General features: G+C 61.1%; 14 protein-coding genes. 4 read left to right on the top strand and 10 right to left on the bottom strand.

From position 1 onward, the window contains the following. Positions 1-47 precede the first annotated feature (47 nt). From ACTJKE_RS00415 to ACTJKE_RS00390, 6 genes are all read right to left on the bottom strand, one after another. Positions 48-392, bottom strand: a complete 345-nt coding sequence (locus tag ACTJKE_RS00415) for a RidA family protein (RefSeq protein ID WP_057250950.1) — start codon at positions 390-392, stop codon at positions 48-50. 179 nt (positions 393-571) lie between these two features. Then, entirely contained in the window at positions 572-1,402 is an 831-nt protein-coding gene (locus tag ACTJKE_RS00410; protein WP_057250951.1) for an ABC transporter ATP-binding protein, read from the bottom strand. After that, the gene (locus ACTJKE_RS00405; RefSeq protein ID WP_082615831.1) at positions 1,399-2,241 is read right to left on the bottom strand and encodes an ABC transporter ATP-binding protein; all 843 of its coding nucleotides are present in this window, start codon (positions 2,239-2,241) and stop codon (positions 1,399-1,401) included. Before ACTJKE_RS00405 ends, ACTJKE_RS00410 begins: the two co-directional genes overlap by 4 nt. A 2-nt stretch (positions 2,242-2,243) precedes the next feature. Then, positions 2,244-3,152 carry an ABC transporter permease subunit gene (locus ACTJKE_RS00400; protein ID WP_058325419.1) on the bottom strand — a complete coding sequence of 303 codons (909 nt, stop codon included), beginning with the start codon at positions 3,150-3,152 and terminating at the stop codon, positions 2,244-2,246. Between the two features lie 10 nt (positions 3,153-3,162). After that, positions 3,163-4,167 carry an ABC transporter permease subunit gene (locus ACTJKE_RS00395; RefSeq protein WP_057250955.1) on the bottom strand — a complete coding sequence of 335 codons (1,005 nt, stop codon included), beginning with the start codon at positions 4,165-4,167 and terminating at the stop codon, positions 3,163-3,165. Between the two features lie 203 nt (positions 4,168-4,370). Then, positions 4,371-5,966 carry an ABC transporter substrate-binding protein gene (locus ACTJKE_RS00390; RefSeq protein ID WP_057250957.1) on the bottom strand — a complete coding sequence of 532 codons (1,596 nt, stop codon included), beginning with the start codon at positions 5,964-5,966 and terminating at the stop codon, positions 4,371-4,373. A 649-nt stretch (positions 5,967-6,615) separates the two neighbouring features. Between ACTJKE_RS00390 and ACTJKE_RS00385 the strand changes: the two genes are divergently transcribed. Beyond that, positions 6,616-7,329, top strand: coding sequence for a helix-turn-helix transcriptional regulator (locus ACTJKE_RS00385; RefSeq protein ID WP_058325418.1), 714 nt, complete (start codon positions 6,616-6,618; stop codon positions 7,327-7,329). 73 nt (positions 7,330-7,402) lie between these two features. After that, positions 7,403-7,792: a response regulator gene (locus ACTJKE_RS00380; RefSeq protein ID WP_057250960.1), complete on the top strand. Its 390-nt coding sequence runs from the start codon at positions 7,403-7,405 to the stop codon at positions 7,790-7,792. A 134-nt stretch (positions 7,793-7,926) separates the two neighbouring features. On the opposite strand, the gene rirA is transcribed toward ACTJKE_RS00380, so the two are convergent. Next, on the bottom strand, positions 7,927-8,391 hold the full coding sequence (gene rirA / locus ACTJKE_RS00375; RefSeq protein ID WP_057251106.1) for an iron-responsive transcriptional regulator RirA: 465 nt from the start codon (positions 8,389-8,391) through the stop codon (positions 7,927-7,929). Positions 8,392-8,606: 215 nt separating this feature from the next. Between rirA and ACTJKE_RS00370 the strand changes: the two genes are divergently transcribed. Then, on the top strand, positions 8,607-9,626 hold the full coding sequence (locus tag ACTJKE_RS00370; RefSeq protein ID WP_057250963.1) for a Fe(3+) ABC transporter substrate-binding protein: 1,020 nt from the start codon (positions 8,607-8,609) through the stop codon (positions 9,624-9,626). Positions 9,627-9,709: 83 nt separating this feature from the next. On the opposite strand, the gene ACTJKE_RS00365 is transcribed toward ACTJKE_RS00370, so the two are convergent. The 3 genes from ACTJKE_RS00365 to ACTJKE_RS00355 all read right to left on the bottom strand — a co-directional run bounded on the left by ACTJKE_RS00365 (position 9,710) and on the right by ACTJKE_RS00355 (position 13,676). Next, positions 9,710-10,765: a M48 family metallopeptidase gene (locus ACTJKE_RS00365; protein WP_058325417.1), complete on the bottom strand. Its 1,056-nt coding sequence runs from the start codon at positions 10,763-10,765 to the stop codon at positions 9,710-9,712. Then, on the bottom strand, positions 10,755-11,861 hold the full coding sequence (locus ACTJKE_RS00360) for a YjgN family protein (protein ID WP_082663360.1): 1,107 nt from the start codon (positions 11,859-11,861) through the stop codon (positions 10,755-10,757). The genes ACTJKE_RS00365 and ACTJKE_RS00360 overlap by 11 nt, the downstream gene beginning before the upstream one ends. Positions 11,862-12,179: 318 nt before the next feature. Beyond that, on the bottom strand, positions 12,180-13,676 hold the full coding sequence (locus ACTJKE_RS00355; protein WP_058325416.1) for a CoA-acylating methylmalonate-semialdehyde dehydrogenase: 1,497 nt from the start codon (positions 13,674-13,676) through the stop codon (positions 12,180-12,182). Positions 13,677-13,803: 127 nt separating this feature from the next. Between ACTJKE_RS00355 and ACTJKE_RS00350 the strand changes: the two genes are divergently transcribed. Next, complete coding sequence (locus tag ACTJKE_RS00350) at positions 13,804-14,685, top strand: LysR family transcriptional regulator (protein ID WP_058325415.1); 882 nt, start codon at positions 13,804-13,806, stop codon at positions 14,683-14,685. Positions 14,686-14,874 lie beyond the last annotated feature (189 nt).

The following is a 14,874-nucleotide window of genomic DNA, read 5'->3' as shown; positions in this document are numbered from 1 at the left end:
TCCGACGGCGCTGAAAGCGTGATGCGGAAAAGCCCGTACCGCAGGGCTTAGGCGGCAGCGACGACGATGACCTCGACGAGGTATTCCGGGGTCGCAAGCTTGGCTTCGCCGGTAGCGCGCGCGGGGGTATGGCCCTGCGGAGCCCAGGCATCCCAGACGGAGTTCATCTTCGGGAAATCGGCCATGTCGGCAAGCCAGATGGTGGCCGAGAGGATGCGGGTCTTGTCGGTGCCGGCGAGCGCCAGAAGACGGTCGACTTCGGCAAGCGCCTGCTTCGTCTGCGTCACGACATCGTCACCGGCGTTGCCGACCTGGCCGGCGAGGTAAACGGTGTTGTTGTAGACCACGGCCTGGCTCATACGGGGGCCGGTTTCGAAACGCTTGATTTCCATGATCGTGTTCCTGAGGTTGGGCCGAACGGTCGTCCGGCCGAAAAGCGGCTGCCCGCCGCCCAGAGGCGAGAAGTGAAGGCGGCGCGACACCTCTACACCATCGTGTCTTGATGTCAAAGAAGCCGGGCAGTGGCTGCCCGGCTTCTCTTGTTTCCTCGGCGAAAATCAGCGGTGATGGATCAGGCCGCCTGCTTCTTCTTCGCCAATCGTGCCTTGATGCTCTCCACGTCCGCACGCGGCGTCGCGGCAAACAGCGTCCTGGTATAGCTGTGTTTCGGATCGGCGAAGACCTCGTCACGGCTGCCATATTCGACGGCTTCGCCGAAATACATCACCATGACGTCGTCGGCGATGTAACGCACGACCGAGAGGTCATGGCTGATGAAGACGTAGGTCAGCTTGAGCTCGTCCTGCAGATCGGCGAGCAGGTTCAAGACCTGTGCCTGAACCGAAAGGTCGAGCGCCGATACCGGCTCGTCGAGCACCAGCAGCTTCGGGTTCAGCATCAGCGCGCGCGCAATGGCGATACGCTGGCGCTGGCCACCGGAGAACATGTGCGGGTAGCGGTTGAAGTGCAGGTCGGTGAGACCGACCTTCTTCAACATCGTCATCGCCCGATCGCGACGCTCGTCGGCGGGCGTATCGGTATTGATGACCAGCGGCTCCATCAGGATGTCGCCGATCTTCTGACGCGGGTTGAGCGAGCCGTAAGGGTTCTGGAAGACGATCTGCACCTTGCGGCGCATCTCCGGCGTCATGTCGCCCTTGGCGATGTCGATCTTCTTGCCTTCGATCAACAGCTCGCCCGAGGTCGCCGGGTCGATCAAGGTGAGGATGCGGCCAAGCGTGGACTTGCCGCAGCCGCTCTCGCCGACGATCGCCAGCGTCTTGCCCTGTTCGACGCTGAAGCTCACGCCCTTCAAGGCATGAACGGTCTTTGCCTTCTTTATAAGGCCGCCGGGGATATGGTAGTCACGCACCAGGTTGCGCGCTTCGAGGATCACGCTCATTGGGCCGCTCCTTCATCGACGAAGAGTTCGGAGATCGTCGGCAGACGATCGCCGGTCGCATTGTCCGGCAGAGCCGCCAGAAGTGCGCGCGTATAGTTGCTCTTCGGATTTTCGAAGAGCGTCAGCACGTCGGCCTCTTCCATCTTGCGGCCCTTGTACTGAACGACCACCCGGTCGGCGGTCTCCGCGACCACGCCCATGTTGTGCGTGATCATGATCAGGCCCATCTTGTGCTCGGCCTGCAGCTTCATCAGCAGGTCGAGGATCTGCTTCTGGATCGTCACGTCGAGCGCAGTGGTCGGCTCGTCGGCGATCAGAAGCTTCGGGTTGCAGGCGATTGCGATCGCGATCATCACACGCTGGCACTGGCCGCCTGACATCTGATGCGGGAAGTGACCGAGCCGCTCGGCCGGATCGGGAATGCCGACCGCCTCGAACAGTTCGATCGCCCGCTTGCGGCGACCGGCCTTGTCGAGACCCATGTGGATGCGCAGCACTTCCTCGATCTGGAAGCCCACGGTGAAGCACGGGTTGAGGCTGGCGATCGGCTCCTGGAAGATCATGGCAATGTCCTTGCCGATGATCTTGCGTCGCTCGTTCGCCGACATGCCCAAGAGGTCGCGGCCGTTGAAGGTGAGCTTGTCGGCCGTCACCTTCGCCGTCCAGGGCAGAAGTCCCATGGCGGCCAGCATCGACACGGACTTGCCCGAGCCGCTCTCGCCGACGATCGCCAAAACCTCGCGTTCGTGGACCTTCATGGAGACGCCGTTGACGGCGCGGAAGGGACCGGCGGCCGTCTGGAATTCGACGACCAGGTTTTCGATTTCGAGAAGCGCCATGATCAGGACCTCTTCAGCTTGGGATCGAGAGCATCGCGCAGGCCGTCCCCCATCAGGTTGATTGCCAGCACCGTGATCAGGATCGCGATACCCGGAAGCGTGACCACCCACCAGTGGCTGCTGATGAACTCGCGGGCTTCGGCGAGCATCGTGCCCCATTCCGGTGTCGGCGGCTGGGCGCCCATGCCGAGGAAGCCGAGGGCTGCAGCGTCGAGAATGGCGCTCGAGAAGGAGAGCGTCGCCTGGACGATCAGCGGCGCCATGCAGTTGGGCAGGATCGTCTTGAACATCAGGCGGCCGTGACCGGCCCCCGCCACCTTGGCGGCGACGACATAGTCACGGGTCTTTTCGCTCATGACGGCCGCGCGCGTCAGGCGCACGAAGTGCGGCTGGAAGACGAGCGCGATCGCGATCATGGCGTTGACGAGGCCCGGTCCGAGAACAGCCACAAGCACCAGGGCGAGCAGCAGCGACGGGAAGGCGAGGATGATGTCCATCACGCGCATGATGACGGTATCGACCCAGCCACGGAAGTAGCCGGCGATGACGCCAAGCGCGATGCCGCCGACGAGCGACAACGTCGTGACGATGACGCCGACGAACAGCGAGAAGCGCGTGCCGTAGATCAGACGGGACAGCATGTCGCGGCCGACGGCGTCGGTACCGAGCAGGTAGCCGGCGCGGCCGCCCTCCTGCCAGATCGGCGGAACCAGAACCGCATCACGGTACTGCGCCACCGGATCATGGGGCGCGATCCACGGCGCAAAGACCGCCAGCAGAACGAGGAGCAGGAAGAACACGAGGCCGATGACGGCGCCGCGGTTCTCGGAGAAATAATACCAGAACTCGGCCAGTCGCGCCCGGCGGGACGGATCGGTCGAAACGGCGCTTGTTGCAGCAGCTTGAGACATGACGCCCTCCTTAGTGCCGGATACGCGGATTGATCAGACCGTAGAGCAGGTCGACGATGAGATTGACCACCATGATCACCGCAGCGATGACCAGCAGGCCCCCCTGGATGACGGCGTAGTCACGACGCGACACCGAATCCACCATCCACTTGCCGATACCCGGCCACGAGAAGATCGTCTCCGTCAGGATCGCGCCGGCGAGCATGACGCCCACCTGCAGACCGATGGTGGTAACCACCGGGATCAACGCGTTGCGCAGCGCATGGACGCCAACGACGCGGAAGGTCGAAAGACCCTTGGCGCGCGCCGTGCGGACGTAATCTTCAGAGAGGACTTCAAGCATCGCCGAGCGCGTCTGGCGCGCGATGACCGCAAGCGGAATGGTGCCAAGCACGATCGTCGGCAGGATCAGGTGGCTGACCGCCGACTTGAAGGCGCCGGCCTGGCCGGACAGCAGCGAGTCGATCAGCATGAAACCGGTAACCGGCGGGAAGAAGTACATCAGCGAGATACGGCCCGAGACCGGCGTCCACTGCAGCATGCCGGAGACCAGCATGATGAGCAGCAGGCCCCACCAGAAGATCGGCATGGAGAAGCCGACGAGTGCGGTGCCCATCATCGCCTGGTCGATGGCCGAGCCGCGCTTGATCGCCGCAATCACGCCGGCCGGAATGCCGAGGATGATCGCAAACAGGATCGCGCAGAGCGAAAGCTCGACGGTCGCCGGGAACAGCTCGAAGAACTGGTCGATGACCGGCTTCTTGGTCACGATCGAAGTACCGAAATCCCCGTGGAGCACGCCCCAGAGATAGTCGAGGTACTGGACCACGATCGGCCGGTCGAAACCGAGCGCATGTGAAATTTCAGCATGCCGCTCCGGCGACATGACGCGCTCGCCCGAAAGCAGCGCCACCGGATCGCCCGGAAGCAGGCGAATGAAGGAGAAGGCGATGATGGAGACCCCGACGAAGGTCGGTATCAGGACAGCCAATCGCCCCAAGAGAAATCGGAACATGTTAAACCCCGCGCCATGTTGCCGCGGCATTGTATCCCGCCGCTGGCACCACTGCATGCTTTCCCACTTAACGGCGAAGCATACAGCAAGTCGAAATGCCACAGCGACCTTTTGCGCTCCAGGAGGAACTCGGGTCGCTATAGTGGATGCAAAGAGGGGCGCTTGCCCTTGGCAAACGCCCCCTTAAGGATCAGTTAACTAAATTACTCGGTGATGTCCACGCCGTCGAAGGCAAAATCGCCGAGCGGGCTCTGAACGAAGCCCTCGACATTCTTGCGCATCGGCACGACGGAGAGCGAGTGGTCGATCGTCGCCCACGGCGCCTCGCGCTTGAAGACGGCCTGGGCCTCTTCGTAGAGCTTGGTGCGCTCGGCGATATCCGAGGTTTCCTTCGCCTTCTTCACGAGGGTGTCGAATTCCTGGTTGCACCACTGCGCACGGTTGTTGCCGCCGACAGCATTGCAGCCGAGAAGCGTGTCGAGGAAGTTGTCCGGGTCGCCGTTGTCGCCGGTCCAGCCGAGGATGACGGCACCGTCACGATCCTTCGCCTTGGACTTGTCGAGGTATTCGGCCCATTCGTAAGAGACGATCTCGACCTTGACGCCGACCTTGGCGAAGTCCGACTGCATCAGTTCAGCTGCGCGGCGAGCGTTCAGCATGTACGGACGCGAAACCGGCATTGCCCAGAGCTTCATCGACAGGTCCTTGACGCCTGCGTCCTCGAGCATCTTCTTGGCTGCTTCCGGCTCGTAGGTGTCGTCTTCAAGCTTGTCGTTGTAGGACCACATCGTCGGCGGGATCGGGTTGACGGCCGGCTGGGCAGCGCCCTGGAAGACGGCGTCGACGATTGCCTGCTTGTTGATCGCCTTGTTCAGCGCCTTGCGCACTTCCGGCTTGTCGAACGGAGCCTGGGTCGTGTTGTAGGCGAGGTAGGCGACGTTGAGGCCGGCCTGTTCCATGACCTTCAGGTTCGGGTCAGCCTTCATCTTTTCGACGTCGGCAGCGTTCGGATACGGCATCAGGTGGCATTCGCCGGCCTGGAGCTTCTGGAAGCGAACCGAAGCGTCGGTGGTGATTGCGAAGACGAGGTCGTCGATCTTCTGCTTGCCGCCCCAGTAGTCCGGGTTCGCCTTGTAGCGGATGACAGCATCCTGCTGGTAGGCGACGAAGGCGAACGGACCGGTGCCGAGCGGCATCTGGTTCATCTGCTCCATCTTGCCGTCAGCCTGCAGCTTGTCGGCATATTCCTTCGACAGGATCGAAGCGAACGGCATTGCGATGTTGGCGAGGAACGGAGCTTCCTTGCGCGTCAGGGTGAACTTGACGGTCAGGTCGTCAACCTTTTCGACCGACTTGATGACTTCCGGGAAGCCCATGCCGGCTGCGTATTCCCACGAAGCGCCGGTGATGTACTTGTTCCACGGATTGTCGGCCTTCAGCTGGCGCTCGTAGGAGAACACCACGTCGTCGGCGGTCAGCTCGCGGGTCGGCGTGAAGAACTCGGTCGTCTGGAACTTGACGCCCGGACGCAGCTTGAACGTGTATACGAGACCGTCGTCGGAAATCGTCCAGCTCTCGGCAAGGCCCGGCTCGACTTCGGTCGTGCCCTTCTTGAACTCGAGCAGGCGGTTGTAGACCGTGTGTGCCGCCGCGTCGAACGTCGTGCCGGCGGTATACAGGCCCGGGTCAAAACCCTCAGGCGAACCTTCCGAGCAATAGACGAACGTCTTCGACCAGGCAGAGCCGGCCATCAGCGTGGCAAGCGCCGTCGCTGCAAACAGAGTAGTGAGCTTTTTCATGAGCTTTGCTTCCCAGATTTGTTTTTGTTCTCGAGTTTTCCTGACGCGGAATGCCGTTGCCCCCCGGTCAAGGCCGGATGGAACGACATTTGGCGTCGCATTGCAATAAGTCGCCGCATAAATTTGTCTATGCGAAAAATTCGCCCGCAGGTAGAGCCGGGATCTCTGTCCACTGTTTTAGAATCGACTGACGAATCAATGCAGCGCGACACCTTCGAACCAAGGCTTCCCGGCTGTTTCCGCAGGGTTTACAACGTGCCTTGTTCGTCCCTCCACCGGGGCTAGTCTCGCCCCGGATGCCCGCCTTTATTCTAGCGCGAACGGCGGGCCTGCGGAATACACGATCATTCGCCTCACGAGAGTGAGATTCGGTACCGACAGGTTTCCGTCAATCCCAAGATACTATGGTAGAAATCACCAACAGGATTGTGCAATAGAATGTATACAAAACTCGGGGGAGACAATCGACGTGCCCAGACGTCCTTGGGAGGGACCGGCAGCCGCCTTTTACAGTTTGCCGTCTTTCGGCAGGTTTGCCGAGGGACGGGCATGATGCTTGCTGCCAGCAATGCCGGCGCCGATCTTTGCCGGTTGATCGCTCCGGCGCGCCGGATAGACTGCCGCGCGACGACAAGGGGATAGCCATTCCGTGGCGGCTTTGCTGGAAAATCACAGGCGATACGATCTTCGCGACGAACTTGAGAAAGCGCTGAACCGCGTAGACTTCTTCCGCATCTTCCACACGATGGCGCTCAGGTTCGGCTTCAGCCATTTCGGCATTCTTCAGCTCGGCAACGAGAACGACGCGTGCATGCTGTCCACCCGCCTGGTGCTGCATGATCTTCCGTCCGGGCTTGCCGAGGAATACGACAAGCGCCACCGCTTCGGTGACTCCCTCTTCTACAAGACGCTGCACCGGTCGGCGATTTCCTCCATCTGGCGGACGGACGACCCGGGCTGCGACACCAGCCAGAATTTGCTCGTGCAGCTCGGTTTCGAGCTGCTGCTCAGCGTGCCCGTGCATGCGGCTGCCACCGGCGCGCGCTACGCCGTTCTCTTTCTCGGTGATGGCGATGACATCGGCCGCACCGAGCATGTCGAAGTCGCCTATGACGCGGTCTCAGCCTTCGACTACTTCTATCGCATCGCGCTGGCCAACAAGACCGGCATGGGCCTAACGCCGCGGGAGACCGAAATTCTCAAGTGGATCTCGCACGGGAAGACGGCAAGCGAGATCGCTCTCATCGTTTCCGTGTCGGAGCACACCGTGAATTCCCACACCGCAACGATCCTGAAGAAGCTTGATGTCGTCAACCGCACCCAGATGGTGGCGAAGGCGATCCGAGAACAGATCATCCAGTGACAGCCGATGCGTGGTATCCCACTACACCACGCCCAACGAACAGGACGCCTGCAAATCAGCAAGGGTATCGGTCATGACGCGAAAAGCTCACATCCTGCTCGTTGACGACGATCCGACTGAAAACCTGATCCTGCGCGCCTTGATCCGCAAGGTGAGCAATATCGAGATCGAGCTGCATTACTGCCAGACGATGGAGGGCGCGCTGGAGTTCCTGCGCTCGGGCAAGCCGGTGTCGATGATCCTCCTGGACAACCGACTTCAGCCGCAGCGCGATTTCCGCGAGACCGTGCCGGCGCTTCGGCACCAGGGTTACATCGGGCCGATCGGGGTGATTTCGGCGTCGCTCGCCGATCCCTACTTTCAGAATCTGGAGGAGTATGGTGCCGACTTCCGCATCGACAAGGCGGAAATCGACCCGACCGCGATCGATTTCATATTGCGGGAATATCTGCCGCAGGGGTGAACCCAGCGAAGCTCCGCTACAGCGCCGCGCGTTCTATCAGACGCGCAAAGGTCGCTGTAGCACTTTGATTTGCTGCATATCTTTGTCCTTAAAACGAGGTCGATTTAAGGTGACATGCACTAGGCCCTGGATCGTCAGGCAGCCGTGGTCTGCGGACGCTTCGTTTCTTCGAGACCGAGCAGGAAGTTGATCTGGGGACGCGCCTTGACGAGGTCGTCGATCGTGTAGCCCTGAAGCACCTCAAAGAAGGCGTTGAGCGCCTTGCGGAGCGCCGAATTGAGGCCACAGCTATCGACGAGCGGACAGTCGATCTCGCCGGCCTCGAAGCATTCCGCCATGGCGAAGCTGTCTTCCGTTACCTTGACGACATCGAACAGGGTGATGGCGGATGCGGGCTTCGGCAGGCGCACGCCGCCATTGCGGCCGCGGACGGTCTCGACAAGGCCGGCCTTGGTCAGCGGCTGCAGGATCTTGAAGAGAAACAACTCGGAAACGCCATAGGCCCTGGCGATTTCGGGAATGCGGCTGAGCTTTTCTCCGTTGGCGGCGCAGTACATCAACATGCGAACCGCGTAGTTCGTTTGTTTCGTCAGACGCATCATTCACTCCGGCATTCGAGAGGTTCACGAGTTCATCATATAGGACGGATCGTAGTTTGGAACAATTCCAAAAAGCTCGAAAATTCACTTCTTGTTGAGTGTTAACCGTTTCCCGATTGACTGTTCTGGGCGCTGAGGTCAAGAAAGATGAGCATTTTTGTTAACTTAGCTCAAACAAGAAAATGGAGGAAGCGATGTCCGTTTCAAGAGCAGCGATGGGCGTTTTGTCCCTGACGGCAACCCTGCTTACGACGAGCGCCGCCTGGGCCGACGGTGAGGTCAATATCTATTCCTACCGGCAGCCCGATCTGATCAAGCCGCTGCTCGACGCCTTCACCAAGGAAACCGGCATCACCACCAACGTGCTCTTCCTCGACAAGGGCCTCGTCGAGCGCATCCAGGCCGAAGGCGCCAACTCGCCGGCCGACGTGATCCTGACGGTCGACATCAGCCGCCTGACCGAAGCCAAGGACGCAGGCGTCACCCAGCCGGTCGTCAACGAGACGATCAGCAAGGACATCCCGGCACATTTCCGCGATCCTGACGGCAACTGGTTCGGCCTCACCACGCGCGGCCGCGTCGTCTACGCTTCCAAGGACCGCGTCGCCCAGGACGACATCACCTATGAAGAACTTGCCGATCCGAAGTGGAAGGGCAAGATCTGCACCCGCGACGGCCAGCACTCCTACAACATCGGCCTGTTCGCCTCGATGATCGCCCACCATGGCGAAGCCGAAACCGAGAAGTGGCTGACGGGCCTCAAGAACAATCTCGCCAAAAAGCCCGACGGCGGCGACCGCGACCAGGCCAAAGCGATTCTCGCCGGCGAATGCGACCTCGCACTCGGCAACACCTACTATGTCGGTCTGATGCTGACCAACGAGAAGGAGCCGGAACAGAAGGATTGGGCTGCCGCCATCAAGGTGCTCTTCCCGAACGCCAAGGACCGCGGCACGCACGTCAACATCTCGGGCATGGCACTCGCCAAGAACGCCCCGAACAAGGACAACGCGCTGAAGCTGATGGAATTCCTGTCGGAAGGCGAAGCCCAGAAGATCTACGCCGAGCAGGTCTACGAATATCCGGTGCTGCCGGGTGCCGAGCCCTCCGACGTGGTCAAGTCCTTCGGCACGATCAAGCCCGACGAGCTGCCGTTGGCCGACATTGCCGCCAACCGCAAGAAGGCATCGGAACTGGTCGACAAGGTCGGCTACAACGACGGCCCGCAGGACTGATCGCGAACCGAACTCGCGTTACGGACAGCGGGCCTCGGCCCGCTGTTTTCGTTTCAGGTCGCTGGACGGCAAGAACCGCAGGCTCATTGGGCCCCGGCACGCAACTGGGCAGCATAGTCGAGGATTGCCTTGCGACGCTCGGGCGTGCCGGGATGGGTCGACAGGATGCTGGTGTCGCCGTGGTCATCGAGCTTGTCTTCGAGCAGATCAAAGAAGCGGGCGATCGCCGTCGAATCCCTGCCGGCCTTCTGCATCAACTCGACCGAGTGCCTGTCCGCAGCACTTTCCGCGCCGCGTGAGTAGGACAACGTCAAAAGACCGGCGCCCTGTACCAGAATGTCTTCAGCACCGGACCCGATGTCGCCGCCGATCATCATGATCAGCCCGGCGACGCCGGCGGCACGGTAGATCTGCCGCAGGCTATGCTCGAGCTCGACGTGACCGATCTCGTGCGCCAGCACACCGATGATCATTTCGGTATCGTCGCCGGCAAGCTCGATCAGCTCGTCGGTGACAATCAGCGTGCCGTCGGGTAGCGCGAAGGCATTCGGGCCGATGGTGCCACCCTTGCGGAAGTTGAGCCTATATCCGCCCTCGCCGCGATCGGACTGGCGCGCGATCGCGTTGAACCCGTCACGGATCTTGTTCTGCCGCTCAGCTGAAAGCGCCGACGTGTCGAGCAGCGTTCGATCCATTGTTTCCAAGGTGCTTGCCGACATGATCTTCGGCACGATCGGCGGCGTCACCAGCACGGCGACTTCGACGAGCGCCGGCACGGCATAACGATAGATGGCCACGCCGCAGAGCACGGTCGCCAAAACGACCGCGATCAGGCGCGGGTGGAAACGCTCCCACTCGTGGACGAGACTGGTTTTTCCCTTCCGTTTGAGGAAGCGATCCATGGCGTCGTTGTCGGTCGTCTCGAACAGCGAACCGTCGGGAAACTCGACACGACGCGGAATGGCGCCGACACGCGCGGAAATGTCGACGGCGGCAAGCACGCCGCCTGCAAGTTCGACACCGTCCTCACCCAAGGCTTTGACGCCGCCGCCATCTTCGATCAGCCGCGAGGGCGCCGACCGGCTGGAACCGGCCGGATGCCACTCGCCAACAGCAATCTCTGTGACGCTAGAAGCCAAAGTCGAAGCCTTCGAAATCCATGAACTCCGAACCAACGGCCGAACCTTCCTGGGCGATCTTGTCGAACATCTCGCCGACATTACCTTCGAAATGTACACCCGTATGTTCATTGACATAGCGCGTCATGCGCACCGCAGCCCAGGGACGCATCAGGCCCAGTGTGAGGAGGGTGACGATCACGTTGGTGATCGTGATCCAGGCGTAACGGCCCCGCGACAGATCGCTCGTCAGCTGATGCTTGCCGTCGAAGGTCGTTGCCGACCAGGCGACGTTGCGAACGCCAGCACGATAGAACAGCGTCGCGACCCCGAAGATCGAGAAGAACGCGATGTAGCCGATGACGAACAACGCAATCATCGAAACCTGCAATTCCGGGGTGGCCACATAGGAACCGTCGAACAGCGTCATGATCACGGCCAGGTTGAGGAAACCGATAAAGGCGATGATCAGCAGGCCAGCAACGATGATGGCCGCCGACAGGAACCAGGACTTGTAGATCGCACCGACCGAAGGATCGGTCGTAAATGCCCTTTGTCCGTAACGCAGGTTGCTGCCGATGTAGCGGTAGGACCAGCGGCTGGCGAGCGGCACCAGGATTCCGAGCGTCAGAACCGAGATGACCGGACCGACGATAAAGGCGAGGAACGCACCGCCGACGCCGCCGACGAAATCGAACCGCACATTGCGATAGCTGGTGACGCGGGCGCTGAAACGCAGGCCCCTGACGACCAGCCACGGCAAGAAGACCACCAGCAGCAGCGCAAGGATGATGCCGGCGATCGGCACGAAGGTCAGCATGACGTTGTAGAAAATCAGGTAGGCGAACACGATCACTCGGCCGATCAGGATCTGCTTGCCCTTCGCATGATATTCGAAGGCGCGCCCGAGCAGCACAGTATTGCCATAGAAATAGCGGTTGCGGCGGACTTTTGCCCAGGCGGAATAGATGCCGAGCGTGATGATCGTCAGCAGCACGTTGACGATCCAGATGCCAAAATACTCTTTTCCGCTACCGCTGAACGACAGGCGGTGGAAATTGTCCGGTACCCTCTGCGTCGACGTCCCTTGCATCGACGCCGTTTCGGCCACGACCATGATAAAACCTCTCTCAATGAAATCAGCTTGCGGCCGCCCGCTAACAGACAGGCGCCGCGTTGCGACAGGATGACGTCATTTGTGAACCCAGCGAACTGTGGCTATCCCCCCGGATGAGCCTTCCATGCAAAAGAACGATCGAAATGCCTGCAATATTCGACCGAGGCGCGAATCAATTTTCAGCGCCTCGGGGATATCAAATTAGTTGCAGCGCAGCATGGCATGCAACAGGAAAGGAGCTCCCGAGGGAGGTCCCCGGCGCGCAACAAAAAAGGGCCTCCCGAAGGAGGCCCTGAGGCGGGAGGATCTGATGTCCCGTTACTTCATCGTCGGCATGACGAACTCGGCACCATCCTTGATGCCCGAGGGCCAGCGCTCGGTGATGGTCTTCGTGCGGGTCCAGAACTTGATCGAGTCCGGGCCATGCTGGTTCAGGTCGCCGAAGGACGAGGACTTCCAGCCACCAAAGGAGTGGTAGGCGAGCGGAACCGGGATCGGCACGTTGACGCCAACCATGCCGATGTTGATGCGCGAGGCGAAGTCGCGGGCCGCATCGCCGTCACGGGTGTAGATCGCGACGCCGTTGCCATATTCGTGCTTCATCGGCAGGTCGAGGGCTTCCTCGTAGTTCTTGGCGCGAACGACCGAGAGAACCGGTCCGAAGATTTCCGTCTTGTAGATGTCCATGTCCGGGGTGACATGGTCGAACAGGCAGCCGCCGATGAAGTGGCCGTTTTCATAGCCCTGCAGCTTGAAGTCGCGGCCGTCGACCACGAGCTCAGCACCCTGCTCGACACCGCTGTCGATCAGGCTTCTGATGCGCTGTTCGGCTTCCTTGGTGACGACCGGACCCATGTCGGCCTTTTCGTCGGTGTAGGGACCGATGCGCAGGCTTTCGACCATCGGGGTCAGCTTCTGAATCAGGCGGTTGGCGGTTTCTTCACCGACCGGGACGGCAACCGAGATCGCCATGCAGCGCTCGCCGGCCGAGCCGTAGCCGGCGCCCATCAGCGCATTGGCGGCCTGGTCGAGATCGGCGTCGGGCATGATGATCATGTGGTTCTTGGCGCCGCCGAAGCACTGGGCGCGCTTGCCGTTCATCGCTGCCGTGCCATAGACGTAGCGGGCAATCGGGGTCGAGCCGACGAAGGTAACGGCGGCAATATCCGGATGGGTCAAGATCGCGTCGACGGCGCCCTTGTCGCCGTTGACGACGTTGAGGATACCTGCCGGCAGGCCAGCTTCAATCATCAGTTCTGCGAGGCGCATCGGAACGGACGGGTCACGCTCGGACGGCTTCAGGATGAAGGCGTTGCCGCAGGCGATCGCCGGGGCGAACATCCACATCGGGATCATCGCCGGGAAGTTGAACGGCGTGATGCCGGCGCCGATGCCGACGGCCTGGCGGATCGAGTACATGTCGATGCCGGGGCCTGCACCTTCGGTAAATTCGCTCTTCTGCAGATGCGGAATGCCGATGACGAATTCGCAGACTTCGAGGCCGCGGACGAGGTCACCTTTGGCGTCTTCGACGGTCTTGCCGTGTTCGCGCGAGAGTATCTCGGCGAGTTCGTTCATATGCGTGTTCAGGAGCTCGACGAACTTCATGAAGACGCGGGCACGGCGCTGCGGGTTGGTGGCCGCCCATTTCGGCTGCGCCGCCTTGGCGCTTTCGACCGCTGCCGCAAGCTCCGCCTCGCTCGCCAGCGCAACGGTGCCCTGCACTTCGCCGGTTGCCGGGTTGAAGATGTTGCTGACGCGACCGCTCTTGCCGGCGACGCGCTTGCCATCGATGAAATGACCGAGTTCGTACATGGTTGGTTCCTCCAGACCTTGATTGTGGCGGCATGATCGCACTACGATTTCAACAAAGCAATTTCCGATATTCAGCAACCGTTGTGCAAAAACTAAAGTCCATGGTGTTGAGACGAGGTATCTGCCTATGAATTGGGACGATGTGAGAATGTTTCTAGCCGTGGCGCGCACCGGGCAGATCCTGGCGGCATCGAAGCGGCTCGGCGTCAACCATGCCACGCTCAGCCGCCGGGTGACGGCGCTCGAGGAAACCTTGAAGACCCGGCTTCTCGTGCGCCGGCCGAATGGCTGCGAGCTGACCGCCGAAGGGGAAATCTTCCTGACGGCAGCCGAGCGGATGGAGACGGAGATGCTGGCGGCGCAATCGCAGATCGGCCGGATCGACACGGCGATCGCCGGCACAGTGCGCATCGGCGCGCCCGACGGCTTCGGCGTCTCGTTCCTGGCGCCGCGCCTTGGGCGGCTGACGGCCCGCTATCCGGAACTGAAGCTGCAACTGGTGCCGGTGCCGCGTTCCTTTTCGCTGTCGCAGCGCGAGGCCGATATCGCAATCACCATCGAGCGACCGGAACAGGGGCGCCTCGTCTCCTCGAAGCTTACGGATTACACGCTCGGTCTTTACGCCTCATCGGACTACCTGGAAAAACACGGGACGCCGCAGACGATTGACGATCTGAGGGAACATCGCCGCATCGGCTATGTCGAGGACCTGATCTTCACGCCATCTCTGAATTTCTCCGCCGAGATCATGCGAAGCTGGGACGCCTCGTTCGAGATCTCCAGCGCCACCGGCCAGACGGAAGCCGTGCGCTCCAGCGCCGGCATCGGCATCCTGCACAACTATATCGCCCGCCACACGCCGGAGCTCAAACGCATCCTGCCGGAAACGACGATCCGCCGCGCCTATTGGACCACCTATCACGAAAGCGCCCGGGACCTCGTGCGCGTGCGCACGGTGGTCACCTTCCTGCAGGAATTGGTAACGGCGGAACATCAGATCTTCGTCTGAGACCGGACCGGGCCAGGATGCACGAGAGACGGCGCGTCCGCGGGGCGCACGAGCACGATCGACGGGAGCGGCGCACCGAGGCGCTTCAAACGAGAAAGAGAAGAAATAAGGAGAATGGTACGGTTGCCAGAAGCCGTTTTTTGTCCCACATTTTTCGAAGTGCCTGAGTTTGCTTGCTTTTCAGAATTC

It is taken from the genome of Ensifer sp. 22521 (genome assembly GCF_052044795.1).
Lineage (GTDB): Bacteria > Pseudomonadota > Alphaproteobacteria > Rhizobiales > Rhizobiaceae > Ensifer.
Note: the sequence above shows the minus strand (reverse complement) of the source record. Positions and strands in the feature narration are given on the sequence as shown.